This window comes from Levilactobacillus muriae (genome assembly GCF_045862015.1).
GTDB lineage: Bacteria > Bacillota > Bacilli > Lactobacillales > Lactobacillaceae > Levilactobacillus > Levilactobacillus muriae.
The window spans coordinates 32,087-49,852 of the sequence record NZ_BAAFRU010000018.1; the positions used below are offsets into that span (position 1 = coordinate 32,087).

The following is a 17,766-nucleotide window of genomic DNA, read 5'->3' on the forward strand; positions in this document are numbered from 1 at the left end:
AGAATTCCCTCGTTTTCAAACAAGGGATGAATGCCATCATGCCTTTCGTTGATTGGTAATGTAGTTGTCAACGGTCTCCTTGCTCATGTCACCCAAGGTACTCATGAAATAGCTAGGAGACCAGAGATGTCCACCCCAAAACTTTTGGCTTTTTATCTCGGGATGTAATTCAAAGAATAAGCGTGCTGAACCTCCTTTGAAGGCTTTGACAACGTTGGTTGGTGCATACTTGGGCTTAAAACTTAGCAACAAGTGAACATGGTCAGGCATGACTTCCATCTGCTCGATGGTGACTTCGTTCAATTGGGCTATTTTTGTTAAAATTCCCTTCATTTCAGAGACCAACTTTGGCGTTGTAAACGCCTCATGTCGGTACTTAGTGACCCAGACCAGGTGGAAATGAAAGTTATAAACATAGCCTCGTTCGTGAATAGGACCTGCAATATTTTTACTCATATGTCACCTCTATAAATATTATTATAAGTTGTTTTGCTATGGCTATAGTATGCTCATATGATATGCTGTATTCAAGCGAAAAGAGGTGGCAGGCTATGGCGAAAACGATGTCGCAATTACCCTATCATTACGGGGTTATACTCAGAGGTATCAAACGTCATGTCTTTACAGCGCTAAAGTGACGATACCAACCATGAACAATGGGAGCGTCAGATTCACTGATGCATGCCATCTATGGTTGCCCAAGTTAGGACAGCTCAGGTTCAAGGGACTTCCATTGAAGATTTTAGAACGAGCCGCTGATATTAGAATTGGAACGACGACGGTCTCAATGGATGCGACGGGCCATTACTTCGTGTCCTTACAAATTGGGTCTGAACATGCCTTTGTTGCCAAACAGCCAGCTACTAAATCTGAGGTTGGGATTGATCTAAACCTTGACAATTTTTTGACAGATTCCAATGGACGGGTGATTGACAATCCGCGTTACTACCGAATGATTAAGGGTAAACTGGCCAAGGAACAACGAGTACTGTCCAGGCGGGCTAGACGGGCTAAAAAGATGCATCGACGATTATCCACCTCACGAAACTACCAAAAGCAACGTCTACTAGTGGCTAAATTACAGCTTAAAGTTGCCAACCAACGTCAAAACTTTCTGCACCACGTCTCTACGGCCTTGATCAAAAACCACGATTTAGTCGTAGCTGAAGAACTGCGGAGTAAAAATATGTTACGTAATCACGCCTTAGCAATGAGTATTGGGGACGTGGGTTGGCGAACGTTGTTGGGTATGTTGACCTATAAGGCTGACTTGTACGGCCGAGCGTTTGTGACAATCAATCCCCGGAATACGACGCAAACTTGTAGCCATTGTGGACACATCATGACGGGTAAAAACAAGTTGACGTTAGCCGATCGAAAATGGAGATGTCCCAGTTGTGGAGCTTTTCACGTACGGGATCATAATGCAGCTAAAAATATACTAGCTAAGGGTTTAGCAACCTTGTAAGAACTGTGTCCGTCTGGCAACCTACGGACCTAAAAGGCTTTGGTAATTAGCGGATAAGTCCTATTCGTAGGCAAACGCTGTATCTAAGCAAATTGTGGTCACCATGCCATGGGGTGTGGCTCTCGCAAGCGTCCGTTTTTAAACGGGCGTGGTTGACTGCTCAAATTTCCGGAACAACATTCGTCAAAGCCGTTGAAAGCTTGAAAACCTTACTGATTGCCCTTGTATTGGGCATACTCACCGGTCTTTCCACCCTAATAAATGAAAACCACCGTCACCATCAGCCTTAGACTAGTTGCCGTTCTGTTGTTGCCATTCGTCACGCAGGCAACCATACTTCACCGAATCCCAATACTGATCCTGCCAGTAGCGGACCTGTCGCACCCGGGCCTCTTGTTGTAACCCCAGGCTTTCGGCCAACCGACACATCCGCACGTTGCCTGACCAAGTCGTGAGCCCAATGTGGGGTAAATCCATGTGCGCCCATAGCCAATCAATCCACAGGGTCAGTGCCTGCTTGCCGATACCGCGATGCCAATCGTCTGGTCGGTACACGACAATGCCAAAATCAAGCCAGCGTTGGAGCGACCCATCCTCATAGTCATACGAAACGATGCCAACCATGCGACCATCGACTCTGATGATCTGCCGAGAAGTATGCCCGATGAATTTCTGCGGTGCAATCTCAGTTAAGAATTTTTGTCGACTGGGCATCTTGTCGTGAAAATAGGGCCCATTCCATTTCAGCCATTCGGCCTGCGGATCACTAAAGGCCAACTGCCAAAAAGCTGGTGTTTCTGCCGCAGTTAACGGTGCCAATGCAACCACCATATGACCACCTCCAAAATTTTCATCAGTATACCCAAAAAATAATTACCACTCATATTCTGTTCACCATCTGGACGGCCGTTGCAGTCATTTTCGTCCTTTCAGCATTACTCACATTGCCTGGCCTCATCTTCTCCCACAGCTCTACCGCGAGATGGAAGCCATCTCAATTTTTGCGCTCTAGGTGGCCTAAATATTTTTATTTTAACCGTGATTCTGTAGATGTTTGGGTGTCAACGACCTTCCCAGGTAGCACCGTGGAAAGGTCGTCTTTTGGGAATAATCCACAACTCGCCAACAGGTATTTCCCCAACTATACGGGACTTGGGCGTGACTAGCAACGTAAAGGTACTACAAACATCAAATCCGCTACAAAGACTGTTGTGACGGCGCTTTCAGCAATTTTGTTTTCTACATTAAAGGTTGCAAGTTCCAAAACACTCATATATAGCTGTCTGCGTCCAAACTTCCCCCACTGGCATGCTCAAGCGATACTATCTTGTCACCCTTAACAATCCCCTCCCAAGAAAAAGTCACATCTCTAAACCTTTTAACACAATCATCAAGAAAAAAGTATCGTTGCTTAACAATTGATTATCGATAAACGATATGCTATTATTGAAAATGAATAATTCAATAAGGGGATGTTAACCATGTCTAAATGGTTAAAGTTTGGGATTAACTGTGTGATTGTTCTGGGGAGAATTGGTATTGTTTTTGCATATGTCTTGATTATTCTGCCATTAGGCAATTTTTACCCTGCTTTTAAGGGCGTACTGCCACAACATATTCTGCATAGTGACGAATTTCTATTATTGCCAGGAAAGCACACTGTCACGGCCGCAGCGATGCAGAGCTTTCCAAACTGGCCTTACGCCATTCTAATTTTAATTGGAACCGCCATTCTTGGTTGGGCACTCATTAAGCACCTTAGAGCCCTCATTGTAATTCTGACGAATCTTCGGGAAGCCGATTACTTTGCCATCACAACTGTGAGTGCCCTGAGACAACTTTTCATTGCCCGAATCGCCATGATTGTTAGCGACGTATTCCTTGCGAGTGGCAATCAACTAACTCGAAATTGGTTTTACGTCGTGAATAACGGCGGCTTAATGGGCGCAACTTGGTCAACAGCCATTTCCGATTTCTGGGTGTCCATCTTCTTTGGCGTCATCTATGTCGCGTACCGGTACACCCTGACCCTTAAAACCGAAAACGATTTAACTATCTAGGAGGTCTATCATGGTCAAATTAACCTTAAATGTGGTAATGGCTGAACGCAACATTACCAGCAGAGAACTAGCAGCGGCCATCGACATCACCCCTGCCAACCTCTCGATTCTGAAAACGGGTAAGGCCAAGGCCATCCGCTTCAGCACGCTGGCCAAGATCTGCAAAGTTCTCGACTGCCAGCCGGGGGATATTCTAAAATACGTTGCTGACTAAAGGCGTGCGACACAAGACGGTTATACGCCAAAAGCGAGTTTGGAATTTTATCCCAGACTCGCTTTTTCTTGCAATCAGTTCTTTTACTTGGCACAGACCAATTCGGTTTAATCAGCACCATTTGACTCGCAAGCTACTTCAACTACGCAACCGCAGTAATTCTCAGTAACGTGGTCCATATCTGCTTTTCCAGCCGGTTCTCCTCTGAACTTGCCTTAGCGCTTAGTAACTTGTGTCATCAGAAATCGGCGTGAAATAGGTCTGACTGCCTAGTTTGTAAAGACTGTAGTAAACCCCTGGCATATCGTCATCCGAGAAGCCAGCCCGATGTTGGGGTTGGTGTAAATTCTTCATAGTCAGCCGGTACTGGGCCTGGCCGCGTGTCGCCACGTGCTTCAAGGTTAGCCCCTTAATCTTTTTGCTGAAGTACAAGTAACGTGTTGCTCCCTTCACTTGCGTCCGGTTAATCTTGGCCGACTGCAGCGGCTTAGGTGTCGTTGCCCCAGTAGTTGCCACGTACTTATGAATTTCCAGGTAACCGTCTGAGGTGACTTGGACCTTCTGTTTAGCAGTAAGTTTACTAATGGCCGCCTTGCCACCAAGGTACAGATCACCATGGCTCCAGGTTGGCAAATACGCTGGCCGGCTAACCTTTTTAAAGGCTTTCACGCTAACCACGAGGTCCCGTACGCTGGGCACATAGCTCGGGTGCTGGGTGAATGCCGACTTCAAGACATGATAGCTCAACTCGTCATCATGATTGATCCACAGAACCTGTTTTCGACTAGTCACGTTAACCTTTTGGCCAGAAACGACCGTATTCTTGGGAATCTTGACGGTCTTCGTCGCGAAGGTCCCGTCAGTATGATTAGCCGTCACCTTAACTGTCACGGCCTTCGTTGACCGGTAGAACGTGCTCGTGTAGAGATAGTCTCGCGAGACCTGATCATTACCGATCTTAACGGTTGCCGACTTGGCACTAGCTTGTGTTCCCAGTCCGACCACACCAACCATGAAGGCAAACATGACGAGGCCTAATTTCGTACGCATTTTCATTGCAAAATCTCCCTTTACTTACAAATTCACATCCGATAGATGTAATTACTGACGATTCATCCCCGAAATAAATTGACACCGATTACATTATCATTGTCGCGCAAATTCGGGTCGATTGCTAGCGTCCTTCATGATAAAATCTATATTTAATTTCTTGTAATCAAAGCTAAAGCAACATCCCCGGCACTGACTGGATTCCATCAATAGTCAAATCACAGTCTCTCGTCGCATCTTTTAATGTCTTTCCATAATTTTCTTTGCAAGTAGTTATCAAAAAAGGTAAGGCATCGACCTCCCCGTCCATGCCTTACCTCCAGTGTCACAATTATTCAGTCAATCATTCGTTCATGCTTTCGGCATCCCACTCCAATGCCCAATCGTGATAAATCCCCGGTAGCGTTCTACAATAGCAACGCCCTTGTCTGTTATGCTTACGCTATGGCATAAACTGCTTAAAATTGTCTTAACACTAGCAACTCTCTCAGTATCCCCTCAAAAATTGTGAAATACTATTACAGAACATTTACAATTTTTTTCGATACGTTAAACGAAGAGCTTCAGACAACTGAAGTCACTCAGTCACGACCTTTATCCACCTCCATTTTTTGCATCCCTATCTAAAATGATTTGGTTGCTTGCCCTATTTCGACTATACTTAAGATGTTGACTCACTTATGCTAAGGGCCATTTAGGCTTGGTCTCAAAGTAATTTAACTTCAATTAGGATGTGTGCCATTTTGAAAAGAGAAACTATTAATTAACTGATAGTGGATCTCATCGCTGATCACTACGCTAAGAACGATGCGGCATTTGATTCGATCGTACTTGAATTCTTACGCGGACTAAACGCAGAGACCACAATCAACAGTCAATTAAGTGCCGTGAAGTTACTTAAGCTAATCGACTATCAAGGTGCAGTCAGGCCAACCTCAGCACCGGCCAGGAATCTCAGCGCTCACGCTGCGCTCGATCCCAAAATGGTGAAATTGGAAACCGTCCACGGTAGCCTCGCAACTATCCCAGTTCCCTTAGAAACTCGATCGAATTTAGTCAGACTATTCCCGCATGATTCAGTCAATACGCGAGGACGTTTTCTAATAACTGGCAAAGGAACTATGCCAACAACTTTGGCAAAATTAATCGCTGGTGGATCTCTCCGAAAAGTGATCACGTTGGACGTTTCAGCTAGTCTCAACGCTTTCACAAAGTCGGGGGGGGGGGGGGGCAGCTAATGCTCGCCAACGCTTTTCAGTATGCCCGTGAGCAAAGGATCGCTGTGATTGCACCAGATTTCCCCAACTTGAAAAAGAGTAATCCGCTTGTGACTTCTACTGATCTACGACGTTTTATTGGAACCTTGGTTAATCAATCAACTGGGGCCTTCTTTTTCATCACGACTGCACCGGAATACGCAGACGACTTAGCGCAACGCATGAGATTTACCAAAATTTTCAAAGTGTAGCTAAGGCCAAAATAAGAGGTGCCAGTTGCTTAATCCAGGAAGGATTGCAACCGACACCTTTTTTAAGCTCTCGCTGATATCTCTCTCATATCTGACGAGTGATTCATTGTAGCTCTGTCAAGACTACATCTAAATCATCTATCAAATCATTTTCCATTACTATAACAAAATGATTACAATTGCAGATTATCTTAGCAGTGACGTATTGCTACAGCTGTCAGAGACTCACATGGTCACCGCGACAACGCCGTATAAATCTTCCAAAACAATAGCCGCAACCATGCTGTTAACCATCTTCGTGGCAGATTCGCACAAGTTTCATTGACTAGCCTGCTATTTCTAGGTCTTTAGTTAAAGTAAGTTAAGTCTGAAGCGAGCGTTGGATAGGCCGTAATCGTCTGACCGATCTCTGCGCTACCCATGTGATTCTCGATCACAAAGTCCAGGTAGTTGATGACCTGTTCGGCCTCGCTACTCAAGACCGCCGCCCCAACAATGTGTTGCGTCGCTCGATCCACCACCACTTTGATTCTCGCGTGCGGGTCCTGAATCCGCTGGTAGCTGTACCAGTGCGTCAGATCAAGGTCATTGACTTTGTACTTATCCGATGCCTGCGCGGCCTCAGCAGTCGTTACACCCAATTGCGCCAATTGTGACTTGCCATAGACCACCGAAGGAATCGTGGGATAAACAATCGCTGGCGAATCACACGTCGTTAGTGTTTGCGTCAGGTAACGGCCTTCAAAACCGGCAACCGGCGTTAGCTTTGGCTGCGGTCGGTCGACCACATCGCCCAACGCAAAGATGTGGGGGTTGGTCGTCTGTAAACGACCATTTACCGTGATGCCATGAGCCGTCGTCGCCACGTTGACACGATCTAGGTGGAGCTCGTCAACGACTGGCTTACGACCCGCGGTAGCAAAGACCATTCCCGTCGTCCAGCTATCCCCAGCAGAAGTCGTGACCTTGAACTGATCATCTGCGGGGGCAACGGTCGTAATCGTCGTCTTTAGTTGGACATCAATTCCTTCCATCTTAAGCTGACCCAAGAGATCGTTGACGAGGTCGCCATCGAAGGCACGTAATGGGCGGTCACTGTGATGGATCAGGTGAACCCGACTACCAGCGGCATTAGCGATTGATGCGAGTTCAACCCCTACATATCCCGCCCCCATCAGGGTAATATCGGCGGGTAAATTATCCAAATCTAAGAATTCATTGCTGGTGTTCAACCATTCAGCTCCATCAATAGCGGGAATCCGTGGTTCCTGACCGGTCGCAATGATCCAGTTGGCAGCGTTAAGCTGGTTCGTACCCACCAGCAACGTGCCACCCGTTGTAAAACTAGCTGCACCATGGAACGTCGCAATCCCGGCTGCTTCCAAGCCGCCATGAGTTCCTTCAGGGATTTTAGTCGTATAGGCCCGTTTAGCGGCCATCAGTGCCGGCCAATCGATCTGCGGTACACCTGTTAGCCCATGACCTCGCAATGCTTCCGCACGTCCCTGAGCCTCTACTGCCGCCATCAGAATTTTCTTAGGATCGCATCCCCGGTTGGGACATGTCCCACCCCAGAGGTCCTTTTCTACGACAGCGACGCTCAGTCCCTGCGCGTGTAACCCATACGCCGCGGCTAATCCACCGGGGCCACCACCAATCACAACGATATCGAACTCTTGCATCTGCTTGAACCTTCCCTTCTTGGAAAAAGTGGTCATTTCATCTGGATGAACGGCCTACTTATCAGTCACTTTGTCAGCCTCAAAAGTCTGTTCTAAGCTGACCCTGCCATCTCAAACTTTCACACCAAACACATTACAGACAACTTCATTCTCAATTCTAGCACGGAACGGTAATTTCCCTACGCAATCTGCTTAATCTAACACGTCCATGAAGACGCCTTGACCATTGCCATCCCTACGCTGACTGCTTCGTTCGGTAATGTTTTTGGACAACCATGAGGTTCAGACCGATATACCCGACTATGACAATCCCAGTGACAAAGTAAACGGGGCTGGCAGGTAGGTGTTGAAAGCAGATGCCATAGACCACGGTACCCAGTGGCAAAGCCAGTTGCATGAGGGTGGAGAAGGTTGAGCCCACACGTCCCAGAAGCTGCGTTGGCACTGTCATCTGCATGTAGACCGACATGGGTGTATTCACAAATGCTAGTACGATACCGATGACAAGTGCGATGATAATCAGACCGACAATCAACGTCTGGGTTGCGAGCGGCACAATGAAGCATAGGCCAATGATGGCAATCAGGCTGCCGATAATCATCGACAATTTCAGAACAGCCAGTAGAACATTTTTGAATTTAGGTAAAATCGACAAAATCAAATTTCCGAGTAAAACACCGCCAGAGAAGGCACTCAAAACCCAACTCAACCGGTCACTGCCCAAGTGACGCGTCTGCACAATAGCGTATGGCAGACCAACATCAATCGACGCCAAAAGAAAGTTCAAAAAGATTCCCATTGTGACAACTGACAATAAGGTAAAATGGTTCCGAATGTAAAGTAGGCCCACCTTGAATTGATTCCACTGTCCTTTCGGCACAACTGGCTCTTCACTGGCTATTGCCTTTAAGGGATGAAACCTCATGCTTGACGCGATCAGCCAAGTACTGACTTCAGCGACAATCTCTACCCGAACAATCCCTTCAAATCCAATCAGGGCATACAGCATGGCAGCAAGTACTGGCGCAAGCAATTGAATACCAGCCGTCGCTGCCTGCTCAATGGTGGCCAACGTCTTCACGTGATCTGGATTAACCAATTCGTGGACTGACGCCGTAAAGGTGGTATTCGTCACCTTGTCGCAACTCGCCGTCACTACCATGAGCAAGACAGCTAACAGCATTGGATCTCTAACTCGTGTCGTGACAAATGCGTATAGAATCAGAGCACTAATCACGATAAATTTACTGATCAGAATCAGGGGCTTATGCCGCCGTCGATCGACTAAATTTCCAATTGGCATAACCAGCAATAATCCAATCATCGGGTAAATAATGGAACCAAGGCCAAAACTAACGGCCGAATGCGTTCGATGGAGCAACATTAATCCCAAAGCAAAGCTAAAGGTGTCACTGCCCAAGGTACCAATAATATCGCTGCTTGCGGCCTTCACAATCTGAATGATTGACTGCCGATTGCTAATTTGAACATCCATTGACGGTTCCCCCTTTCCCATTGAAAATAATTGTATTCGTAATTGCCGCCAATTGGTCGTATAATATGTAGCAAATTTGCCACGTTCAGAAAGGGAGACTTATCATGCAAACCATCGGTGCCACACTAAAGCAGATTCGCCAAGCCAAGGGCTTTACGCAAAAGGAAGTTTATGGTAACGTTATTTCTCGTTCGTTTGCGATCCGTCTAGAAAGTGGGCGGCATGATGTGACCGCAGAAAAACTCTTTATGATTCTAGACAGGTTGGGTGTCAGCGCTAATGAATTTCGTTTCATGCAAAATGACGATCAACCAACGGCCAACCAATTAGCTCGTAGCCAGGTGATGCTGGCCTATGATCAACAGAATTTTCCGTTGCTCAGCCACCTTGCTACCCGTTACGGCCACAGTAAAAATCCCGCAGAGCGACGGGTCGCAGTCATGGCAGATATTTTAATGCTGGCTTTTGATCGGCGAGACATTGCTCCAACATCTGCCATGGACAACCTTTGGCAGCAACTTGCCCTCACTAAGACTTGGACGCTTCAGGAAATTGAATTTGGTTCGGTCATTTTGGTGCTGACAGTTATGAAGAAGACTTCGCTCGCTGCGACAATTCGTAAGTATCACCTGGCCTGTGCACGCTACGTTTCCGCCGAGGCCGATCCATTTCGCGTCATGGATTCACGAGCAGCCTTTGACCTAGTCGCACTCCAGCAATTGCTGAACCAAAGAGACTACGTTGCGGCTAAAAACTTCAAGCAGCAATTATTAACTGGTTATACCGAACACCTCACGAATAATGGCACGCTGGAACAACAACTCAGTCTTTGGCTTTGGGAAAGTTATTTTGGCAATAGCACCCATGCAGATGGACTAGCACAAGCACTACGCCAACTGCCGGCATCTCGCTTTAGACTGGGAATCAGTACCCTACTGAGCGTTTGGGGGAAAAAGGCCACACAGTTTCGGGCCCAACGCCAGTCCTAACCGTAGAATTAGCGATGTAATCTCATTATGACGAGATACCGATCACCAAATCAATCAACTGTCCTCATACCAGTCGATCAGTAAACAAACGGCTACACTATATTGAGCTAACTGCCTACACATGCCCACATGCTTGGCCAATTACCCGGTTATTTATTGACTGGAAAGGTGGTATTCTTAATGTGAATAGACTAAGGAGGAACCCATATGGCAGCAGATCGCTTACTGGAAAATTGGCAGATTTATAACCGACAGTTACAACGCATTGGCACCCGTCGGCGAGCAGAAACGTTGGCACCCGGAGAATATCATTTGGTCGTGAATGCCTTTATCTTTAACCAAAGGGGCCAAGTTCTCTTACAGCAACGGTCGCCCAACAAGCTGTACTTCCCCAGTTACTGGGATTCCTCAGTAGGTGGCTCTGTCCAGGCTGGCGAAACAATTATAACGGCAATGCAGCGAGAGATGACTGAAGAAATTGGCTGGACCGTCCCAGTCAAGTCGGCTGATAATTATCTGATTACCCCCCACTCTCACTGGGTTAGCGCATGGTTTGCCTTTCAAACAACACGTACAGCGAGGGACTTTACCGTACAAGCAACCGAGCTCCAGCGGGTGGCCTTCTTCGATCGGCATATCGCCCACGAGCATCTGCATCAAATTGGCTTCGATCCCTACACGGCCGAGCTGGATCGGGCTTGGTCACATTTAGAACGCATTCAAAAGCAAACGATCTAAGGACCTATCACATGTCAGCGATAGGTCCTTTTCTAAAATGCCCGACATATTTGTTAAGTCACAAGGTTAGGTGGCCAGGTGAACAGAAAAGGGAATCATCACCAACAGGCCATGACTCCCTACTCACAAACGTCACTGACTATCCCCATACAGCCAAATTTTCGTTTACTTATACCGGCAAAACGTGATATTCTTTGAAAGCGTTGGTGCGTCTCAAAGATTACGCCTCCCCTTGCCGGAATTATTTAGTTAGGTGAAAATTCATTCACCATTATCCCCTACCTTTGACCCCTTATGTTAGCTGTTATACTAACGACTACTAGCATATCAGGGCTTGTCGGAAAAGGGAATCGTTTTCGTTGATCGCCATCAATAATGGTAGGGAAGACGTTAAATGCTGCTTTTGGGTATAAATTCGTGCAAGATGATAAGTCTGATAAACATTGGGCCGTATGATATCAGGTACTTAACCATTTTAGTATCCGCATATAGCTTCTATTCGCTGATTGTTAGTCCAATAATTGGTCCTTTTGCCGCTCCAGCACCCTGTTTCTACTGTGAAAACAGTCATTAATGCCCTAGGATAACTCTAATTGCCGGTCGTCGGTCTGTGATAGACGAATGCTGTATTATTCACGCTAGCCGCTAAAATCATTGGGTGACCCAAACGACCATTGTCGGAATCGTTGGCCACTATCAGATTTGTCTGACCCAGTACGATAGCTACGATAAACCAGAGACCTGCTTTAATGTTCTATTCTAATCTCCCTCCCCAATTTTCTTTTGTTCTCTTACCGGTAATCAATATATTATCAAGTTACTCTACAAAAGAAAACAGGAACCTTAAAACGAATTCAAAATTAGAATGCAATTCCACCAGTTATGAGTCTTAGATTACTGAAATACCCACATATCAACGCCTAGTGATGTATCCCATCACTAGACCAACTTTTCGAAAATTTACGATTATTTTTAAATAATCATTTTGTAAAGTGTGTCAATAGCGATGCCGATGTCGAAAAAAAGAACCATGGCTTATACCATGATTCTTTTTAATTTGACAATGACTATCGTAATCATCATCCCTATCGATCATTTTATTTCTAATGAGGACTGACCGCAACAGCCGTTCATTTTATGATCATTTTTCTTATTCGAACATTGTTGCCCTAGTCATTTCAGCTGGCCGTCACAGATACAAGCCGTGTGGTACCTATCCGTTCTTGACCAGACTGCAGGTTATCTTTGCGTCATCTTACAACGCTTCAATCAAATCACTTTTGTCCTCTTAGAAGGTTCTCTTAATCTTCGTCCTTGCGCTTACGGAAAAGTCGCCAAGTTCCAAGAACAAAAGTTGCCATTAAAGCACCAATCCAGGCCAATTTTGATTGTTTTTCATTTGCTTGTGGAAGATCAGTTGCATCATTATCTTCATCAACATTTCCGTTCTGATCAGCATCAGGGCCCATACGTGGAGTGTCATTGGCCAGTCCAGTCGTAAAGTAGTCATCGTTGACACTAAAATCTTGATCAGCAGCGATAGCATCTTCAGCGGAAACGTCATTCATAAACTCGTCTGAGGGCTTGTGATGGCTATTACCACTGGTTACTTCATCAGAGCCTCCATCAGAATCGCTCCCAGCATCGTTTTCATTACCAATAAGATCGCCTGAACCAGCATCGCTACCATTACCGGCGTCGGAACCGCCTTCTGATCCTGAATTGCTGTCTGAACCACCGTTTGAGTCGGAGTCACTATCTGAGCCCGAATCACTATCTGAATCGGAGTCACTGTCAGAGTCCGAGTCGCTGTCAGAGTCTGAGTCACTATCGGAGTCAGAATCGGAGTCGCTATCTGAGTCTGAGTCACTGTCAGAGTCTGAATCACTATCGGAATCGGAGTCGCTGTCAGAGTCTGAATCACTGTCGGAATCGGAGTCGCTATCTGAATCGGAATCACTGTCAGAATCTGAGTCACTGTCGGAATCGGAGTCGCTATCAGAGTCTGAGTCGCTGTCAGAGTCTGAGTCACTGTCGGAATCTGAATCACTGTCTGAATCAGAGTCACTGTCGGAATCTGAATCACTGTCTGAGTCCGAGTCACTGTCGGAATCTGAATCACTGTCAGAATCTGAATCACTGTCTGAGTCCGAGTCACTGTCGGAATCGGAGTCGCTATCTGAATCAGAGTCACTGTCGGAATCTGAGTCGCTATCGGAATCTGAGTCGCTGTCGGAATCTGAGTCACTATCGGAATCTGAGTCGCTGTCAGAGTCCGAGTCACTGTCGGAGTCAGAATCACTGTCAGAGTCTGAGTCGCTGTCAGAGTCTGAGTCACTGTCGGAGTCTGAGTCACTGTCGGAATCTGAATCACTGTCAGAGTCCGAGTCACTGTCAGAATCTGAATCGCTGTCAGAGTCCGAGTCACTGTCAGAATCTGAATCGCTGTCAGAGTCCGAGTCACTGTCAGAGTCCGAGTCACTGTCAGAGTCCGAGTCACTGTCGGAATCTGAATCACTGTCAGAATCCGAGTCACTGTCGGAATCTGAATCGCTGTCAGAGTCCGAGTCACTGTCAGAGTCCGAGTCACTGTCGGAATCTGAATCGCTGTCGGAATCTGAGTCGCTGTCAGAGTCCGAGTCACTGTCGGAGTCAGAATCACTGTCAGAGTCTGAGTCGCTGTCAGAGTCTGAGTCACTGTCGGAGTCTGAGTCACTGTCGGAATCTGAATCACTGTCCGAGTCCGAGTCACTGTCGGAATCTGAATCGCTGTCAGAGTCCGAGTCACTGTCAGAGTCCGAGTCACTGTCAGAGTCCGAGTCACTGTCGGAATCTGAATCGCTGTCAGAGTCCGAGTCACTGTCGGAATCTGAATCGCTGTCAGAGTCCGAGTCACTGTCAGAGTCCGAGTCACTGTCAGAGTCCGAGTCACTGTCGGAATCTGAATCGCTGTCGGAATCTGAGTCTGAGTCGCTATCTGAGTCTGAGTCACTGTCGGAATCGGAGTCACTGTCAGAATCCGAATCGCTATCCGAGTCAGAATCACTGTCGGAATCTGAATCACTGTCAGAATCGGAGTCACTGTCCGAATCTGAATCGCTGTCGGAATCTGAGTCTGAGTCACTGTCAGAATCTGAATCACTGTCAGAGTCCGAGTCACTGTCAGAGTCTGAGTCACTATCTGAGTCTGAATCGCTATCTGAATCGGAGTCACTGTCCGAATCCGAGTCGCTATCGGAATCCGAGTCGCTGTCAGAATCAGAGTCACTGTCCGAATCTGAATCGCTATCGGAGTCGGAATCACTGTCAGAGTCCGAGTCACTGTCGGAATCTGAATCACTGTCAGAATCCGAGTCACTGTCAGAATCCGAGTCACTGTCAGAATCCGAGTCACTGTCAGAATCCGAATCGCTATCCGAGTCAGAGTCGCTGTCTGAGTCCGAATCGCTGTCAGAATCTGAGTCACTGTCAGAGTCTGAATCACTATCTGAGTCTGAATCGCTGTCAGAATCTGAGTCACTATCAGAATCTGAATCACTGTCAGAATCAGAGTCACTATCGCTATCTGAATCACTGTCGGAATCAGAGTCACTGTCAGAATCTGAATCACTGTCAGAATCTGAATCGCTACTGTCCGAGTCTGAATCACTATCGGAATCTGAATCGCTACTGTCTGAATCGCTATCTGAGTCCGAATCATTACCGTCGGAACCTTCTGAATCCGAATCATCTACATTTCCAGTAGAGCCTTCCGAATCTGAATCATCTGTGTTACCAGCAGTTCCATCGGAATCTCCCGAATTATCATCTTCGCCCTCCGAGTCTGAGTCGCCCGGATTGTCAGTATTCCCTTCTGAATCGTTACCCTCGGTACTGCCAGCAAAATCCTCTGAAACTGAGTCACTTACATTATCTTCAGTGTCACTACTATCATCGGCTGATTCTGCCCCATCTTCATTACCATCAGATGAATCAACTGTATTATCAGCGTTAACTTCCGGTTCTGTTTCAGTTGTACTTTGATCAGAATCACCTGAATTTGACTCTTCAGTATTTTCAGTTGAGTCACTGTTTTCCACACTATCACTGTTACTCTCTGAACTTTCAGCATCCGAACTGTTGTCCGCAGAATCTGAATCGTTACTGTCTACACTTGCATCATCAACTTCCTCGATCGTTTCTGAGGTGTCCGTTGTCGAATCATCAGTATTGGCGATATCACCCTGAGTCTGACCATCATTGTCGCCATCATTATCAGTGATGGGCACTGTATCACTATTATCTCCGGTGATACTTGCCTCATTTTCATTCGTACTATCGTTCGTCGTGTTCGGTTCAGCGCTAGCGCCATTATCGTAGCTGCTGCTATCACCATTTGCATGATTACCAGCAGCCGTACTACCATCCGTCTGAGCATCGACGCTTGAGCTGTTATTACTTTCACTAACATTCGCAGTCGAAGTATCTTCGTTTGAGCTGTTAGAGGTTTCACTAACTGTGGCAGCAGAAGTATTCGCAGTGGTCTCAGTGTTCACTGTCTGTTGTGCTTCAACTTTTTTAGTCGAGTTGTTCACCGCTTTAGCCGGTGATTGTTCTGTTCGTAAAACATTAGCACGCGCCGTTGCTGGCTGGTCCGCAAACATTCCAGTTCCTACTAGTGCCGCCGCGGCAGTGAGCCAGAGGCTTGTTCTTACGTTCTGTGTCATCTCTTCTCCTCCAAAATTCGTTTGAGTTCTATTCCCTTTGCCGATGATTAATATACTATCAAGTTCACTGCCAGAAAGAAACAAAAACCGTTATTCACAATCAAAAAAGGAACCACTGGCTTCTACCAATGATTCCTTTCCACAGAAACGCTATTATACCGGGATTCTTAAAATAATTTTTTTAATATATCACCAGGCTGTCAACTATCGCCTAGCCTACCTAACGAAAGACTATGGCATGGGACTAACAATTATAAACATTCGTAAATATCTTAGTGGGCGTCTTATCTGGCTAATTCTTCTACAAATAAGTATCCACTACTAGAGATTGGTCCTATTGACTCGTATACGTAAGGGCAACTTTCGCACGAGTGTCTCATCGCCAAACAGCATTAGTGTGAGAAACGCCACCACATTACCTAATTACTATTTATTCCTATATTCCTCCTACTGTACCGCAACGGCAAAGTGTTTATAGTTATAGCTTCGCGTAAGCTTGCTAGCAGCCACCCAATATTTCCCCTGATTAGGATCTGCAACGTGATAATACCCCGGCTTATAGCCATCGAGTAGCATCACATGGCTGTTATTGATTCCCGTTCCCCAGAAGTAGTGACCATACTGTGCCTTAGCAAAATGCAAGGTCACGTAAACAACGACCGGATTATGTAATCGTAACTGGGCACGTAATTTGCTCAGGTTAGCACCACTCATATTTTTAACCGGTTCATATTGATTTCCCCACTTAGCCAGTGGCTTAGGGAAGATCGACTGAAAGACTCCGGGGGTAACCTTATAGGGACTCCCGGCAAACCCATTATTAGGATTATTATTTTTACTCCTCGGTAAATGCGTCATGAAGGCAATTAGTCCTGTTGTCTTCATGACGCCCTTGTTGTGTAAACCTTCCAACAAGCTTGCCGATTCACATCCCATCCAAGCCTTTACGGCATTCTGATTGATGTAAGGTGCCCGTAGATTCACCGTCGTAGGCGTCTTGAGGTAGCTACGCCAAACCCAGCCAGAATAGCGCTTATTCGACTTGCTAAGTGAACTAATATAGTAATATCGATACTGTTTCCCATTAGCTTTCTGAACCAATGCTGATTTAGAGACCACCCACGCCGTTTTAGGAAAACTGGCGAGTTGATGATTGACGATCATTTTGAGTTGCCCATCTATTGTTTTAAAAGTATATGTATTTCCCTCAACGTTACCAGTAACTTTGCCAAACTTCGGCACAGCTTTTTGAGAAACAATACGTTGTGTGGCGGCCTGCGCCGTGACTAATCCAAGGCTGCCAATCGCAATTCCTACTGCGATTGCCACCCATATTCTCTTCGTCATCTATAAAACTTCCTTCTTCTCAATATTGTTCATACTCTATTCATTTTAGGTAAAGCTAACGTAATCTTCGGCATAAGCTTAGTCATAATTATTTCTCCAAAAGGGCGTTCACTATGTATTGAAAACTTGTGCGGTATATTCATCATTACCAGCTTCACAGTCAGTATACAGCAGGGGCGACGTGGGAACAAACCTGTTTTTCATAGATGTGGCTTTGACGGAACTCAAAAAAGCCAGCGTTGAAACATTGCATCAACGCCGGCCTTCTTCGATTCAACTGTAAGCCGCTTATTGGATTTGAACCAACGACCTCTTCCTTACCATGGAAACGCTCTACCTACTGAGCTAAAGCGGCATACTACCATTATCGGTGATATTGAAAATAATGGCAATAAAAAAGGACCCTCACAGGGTCCTTTCCTTCGCGTGGCAACGTCCTATCCTCGCAGGGGGCGATCCCCCAACTACTATCGGCGTGCTAAAGCTTAACTTCCGTGTTCGGCATGGGAACGGGTGTATCCTTTAGGCTATCGCCACCACACTATAAGA

The 17,766-nt window shown here is 46.2% G+C and carries 12 protein-coding genes, 1 tRNA gene, 1 rRNA gene and 1 pseudogene; 6 read left to right on the forward strand and 9 right to left on the reverse strand.

Annotated elements, in window-relative coordinates; translation table 11 throughout:
* Window positions 1–36: 36 nt before the first annotated feature.
* Complete coding sequence (tnpA, locus tag ACKTSF_RS11650) at window positions 37–456, reverse strand: IS200/IS605 family transposase (protein ID WP_407889619.1); 420 nt, start codon at window positions 454–456, stop codon at window positions 37–39.
* A 130-nt stretch (window positions 457–586) separates the two neighbouring features.
* Here tnpA and ACKTSF_RS11655 point away from each other — a divergent pair.
* A pseudogene (locus tag ACKTSF_RS11655) lies at window positions 587–1,468 on the forward strand (RNA-guided endonuclease InsQ/TnpB family protein); the annotation flags it as partial.
* Window positions 1,469–1,759: 291 nt separating this feature from the next.
* Here the strand turns inward: ACKTSF_RS11655 and ACKTSF_RS11660 are convergent.
* On the reverse strand, window positions 1,760–2,299 hold the full coding sequence (locus ACKTSF_RS11660; RefSeq protein ID WP_407889620.1) for a GNAT family N-acetyltransferase: 540 nt from the start codon (window positions 2,297–2,299) through the stop codon (window positions 1,760–1,762).
* Window positions 2,300–2,949: 650 nt separating this feature from the next.
* Between ACKTSF_RS11660 and ACKTSF_RS11665 the strand changes: the two genes are divergently transcribed.
* Complete coding sequence (locus tag ACKTSF_RS11665) at window positions 2,950–3,528, forward strand: hypothetical protein (RefSeq protein ID WP_407889622.1); 579 nt, start codon at window positions 2,950–2,952, stop codon at window positions 3,526–3,528.
* 10 nt (window positions 3,529–3,538) lie between these two features.
* Window positions 3,539–3,742, forward strand: a complete 204-nt coding sequence (locus ACKTSF_RS11670) for a helix-turn-helix domain-containing protein (RefSeq protein WP_407889624.1) — start codon at window positions 3,539–3,541, stop codon at window positions 3,740–3,742.
* Window positions 3,743–3,964: 222 nt separating this feature from the next.
* Here the strand turns inward: ACKTSF_RS11670 and ACKTSF_RS11675 are convergent, their stop codons facing one another.
* Entirely contained in the window at window positions 3,965–4,798 is an 834-nt protein-coding gene (locus tag ACKTSF_RS11675) for a hypothetical protein (protein ID WP_407889626.1), read from the reverse strand.
* Between the two features lie 1,231 nt (window positions 4,799–6,029).
* Between ACKTSF_RS11675 and ACKTSF_RS11680 the strand changes: the two genes are divergently transcribed.
* Entirely contained in the window at window positions 6,030–6,260 is a 231-nt protein-coding gene (locus tag ACKTSF_RS11680) for a hypothetical protein (protein ID WP_407889628.1), read from the forward strand.
* A 347-nt stretch (window positions 6,261–6,607) separates the two neighbouring features.
* On the opposite strand, the gene ACKTSF_RS11685 is transcribed toward ACKTSF_RS11680, so the two are convergent.
* Window positions 6,608–7,942: a dihydrolipoyl dehydrogenase family protein gene (locus tag ACKTSF_RS11685; protein WP_407889630.1), complete on the reverse strand. Its 1,335-nt coding sequence runs from the start codon at window positions 7,940–7,942 to the stop codon at window positions 6,608–6,610.
* 235 nt (window positions 7,943–8,177) lie between these two features.
* The gene (locus ACKTSF_RS11690; RefSeq protein ID WP_407889632.1) at window positions 8,178–9,437 is read right to left on the reverse strand and encodes an MFS transporter; all 1,260 of its coding nucleotides are present in this window, start codon (window positions 9,435–9,437) and stop codon (window positions 8,178–8,180) included.
* A 104-nt stretch (window positions 9,438–9,541) separates the two neighbouring features.
* Here ACKTSF_RS11690 and ACKTSF_RS11695 point away from each other — a divergent pair, with 104 nt between their 5' ends.
* Window positions 9,542–10,426, forward strand: a complete 885-nt coding sequence (locus ACKTSF_RS11695; RefSeq protein ID WP_407889634.1) for a helix-turn-helix domain-containing protein — start codon at window positions 9,542–9,544, stop codon at window positions 10,424–10,426.
* A 207-nt stretch (window positions 10,427–10,633) separates the two neighbouring features.
* A complete protein-coding gene (locus ACKTSF_RS11700; protein ID WP_407889636.1) occupies window positions 10,634–11,164 on the forward strand; it encodes an NUDIX hydrolase in 531 nt (176 codons plus the stop codon).
* Window positions 11,165–12,465: 1,301 nt separating this feature from the next.
* Here the strand turns inward: ACKTSF_RS11700 and ACKTSF_RS11705 are convergent.
* The 4 genes from ACKTSF_RS11705 to rrf form a co-directional block, all read right to left on the reverse strand.
* Entirely contained in the window at window positions 12,466–15,870 is a 3,405-nt protein-coding gene (locus ACKTSF_RS11705; protein ID WP_407889638.1) for a hypothetical protein, read from the reverse strand.
* A gap of 447 nt (window positions 15,871–16,317) precedes the next feature.
* Window positions 16,318–17,217 (reverse strand): C39 family peptidase, encoded by a 900-nt coding sequence (locus ACKTSF_RS11710; protein WP_407889639.1) that lies wholly within the window; start codon window positions 17,215–17,217, stop codon window positions 16,318–16,320.
* A 282-nt stretch (window positions 17,218–17,499) separates the two neighbouring features.
* Window positions 17,500–17,572: transfer RNA gene (locus tag ACKTSF_RS11715), tRNA-Thr, on the reverse strand.
* A 69-nt stretch (window positions 17,573–17,641) separates the two neighbouring features.
* Window positions 17,642–17,758: ribosomal RNA gene (gene rrf, locus ACKTSF_RS11720) — 5S ribosomal RNA — on the reverse strand.
* Between the last annotated feature and the right edge of the window lie 8 nt (window positions 17,759–17,766).

What these genes read in the sequence shown, in the direction of transcription:
- tnpA (WP_407889619.1), bottom strand. Translation starts at nt 456, where the DNA reads ATGAGTAAAAATATTGCAGGTCCTATTCACGAACGAGGCTATGTTTAT.
- ACKTSF_RS11660 (WP_407889620.1), bottom strand. Translation starts at nt 2,299, where the DNA reads ATGGTGGTTGCATTGGCACCGTTAACTGCGGCAGAAACACCAGCTTTT.
- ACKTSF_RS11665 (WP_407889622.1), top strand. Translation starts at nt 2,950, where the DNA reads ATGTCTAAATGGTTAAAGTTTGGGATTAACTGTGTGATTGTTCTGGGG.
- ACKTSF_RS11670 (WP_407889624.1), top strand. Translation starts at nt 3,539, where the DNA reads ATGGTCAAATTAACCTTAAATGTGGTAATGGCTGAACGCAACATTACC.
- ACKTSF_RS11675 (WP_407889626.1), bottom strand. Translation starts at nt 4,798, where the DNA reads ATGAAAATGCGTACGAAATTAGGCCTCGTCATGTTTGCCTTCATGGTT.
- ACKTSF_RS11680 (WP_407889628.1), top strand. Translation starts at nt 6,030, where the DNA reads ATGCTCGCCAACGCTTTTCAGTATGCCCGTGAGCAAAGGATCGCTGTG.
- ACKTSF_RS11685 (WP_407889630.1), bottom strand. Translation starts at nt 7,942, where the DNA reads ATGCAAGAGTTCGATATCGTTGTGATTGGTGGTGGCCCCGGTGGATTA.
- ACKTSF_RS11690 (WP_407889632.1), bottom strand. Translation starts at nt 9,437, where the DNA reads ATGGATGTTCAAATTAGCAATCGGCAGTCAATCATTCAGATTGTGAAG.
- ACKTSF_RS11695 (WP_407889634.1), top strand. Translation starts at nt 9,542, where the DNA reads ATGCAAACCATCGGTGCCACACTAAAGCAGATTCGCCAAGCCAAGGGC.
- ACKTSF_RS11700 (WP_407889636.1), top strand. Translation starts at nt 10,634, where the DNA reads ATGGCAGCAGATCGCTTACTGGAAAATTGGCAGATTTATAACCGACAG.
- ACKTSF_RS11705 (WP_407889638.1), bottom strand. Translation starts at nt 15,870, where the DNA reads ATGACACAGAACGTAAGAACAAGCCTCTGGCTCACTGCCGCGGCGGCA.
- ACKTSF_RS11710 (WP_407889639.1), bottom strand. Translation starts at nt 17,217, where the DNA reads ATGACGAAGAGAATATGGGTGGCAATCGCAGTAGGAATTGCGATTGGC.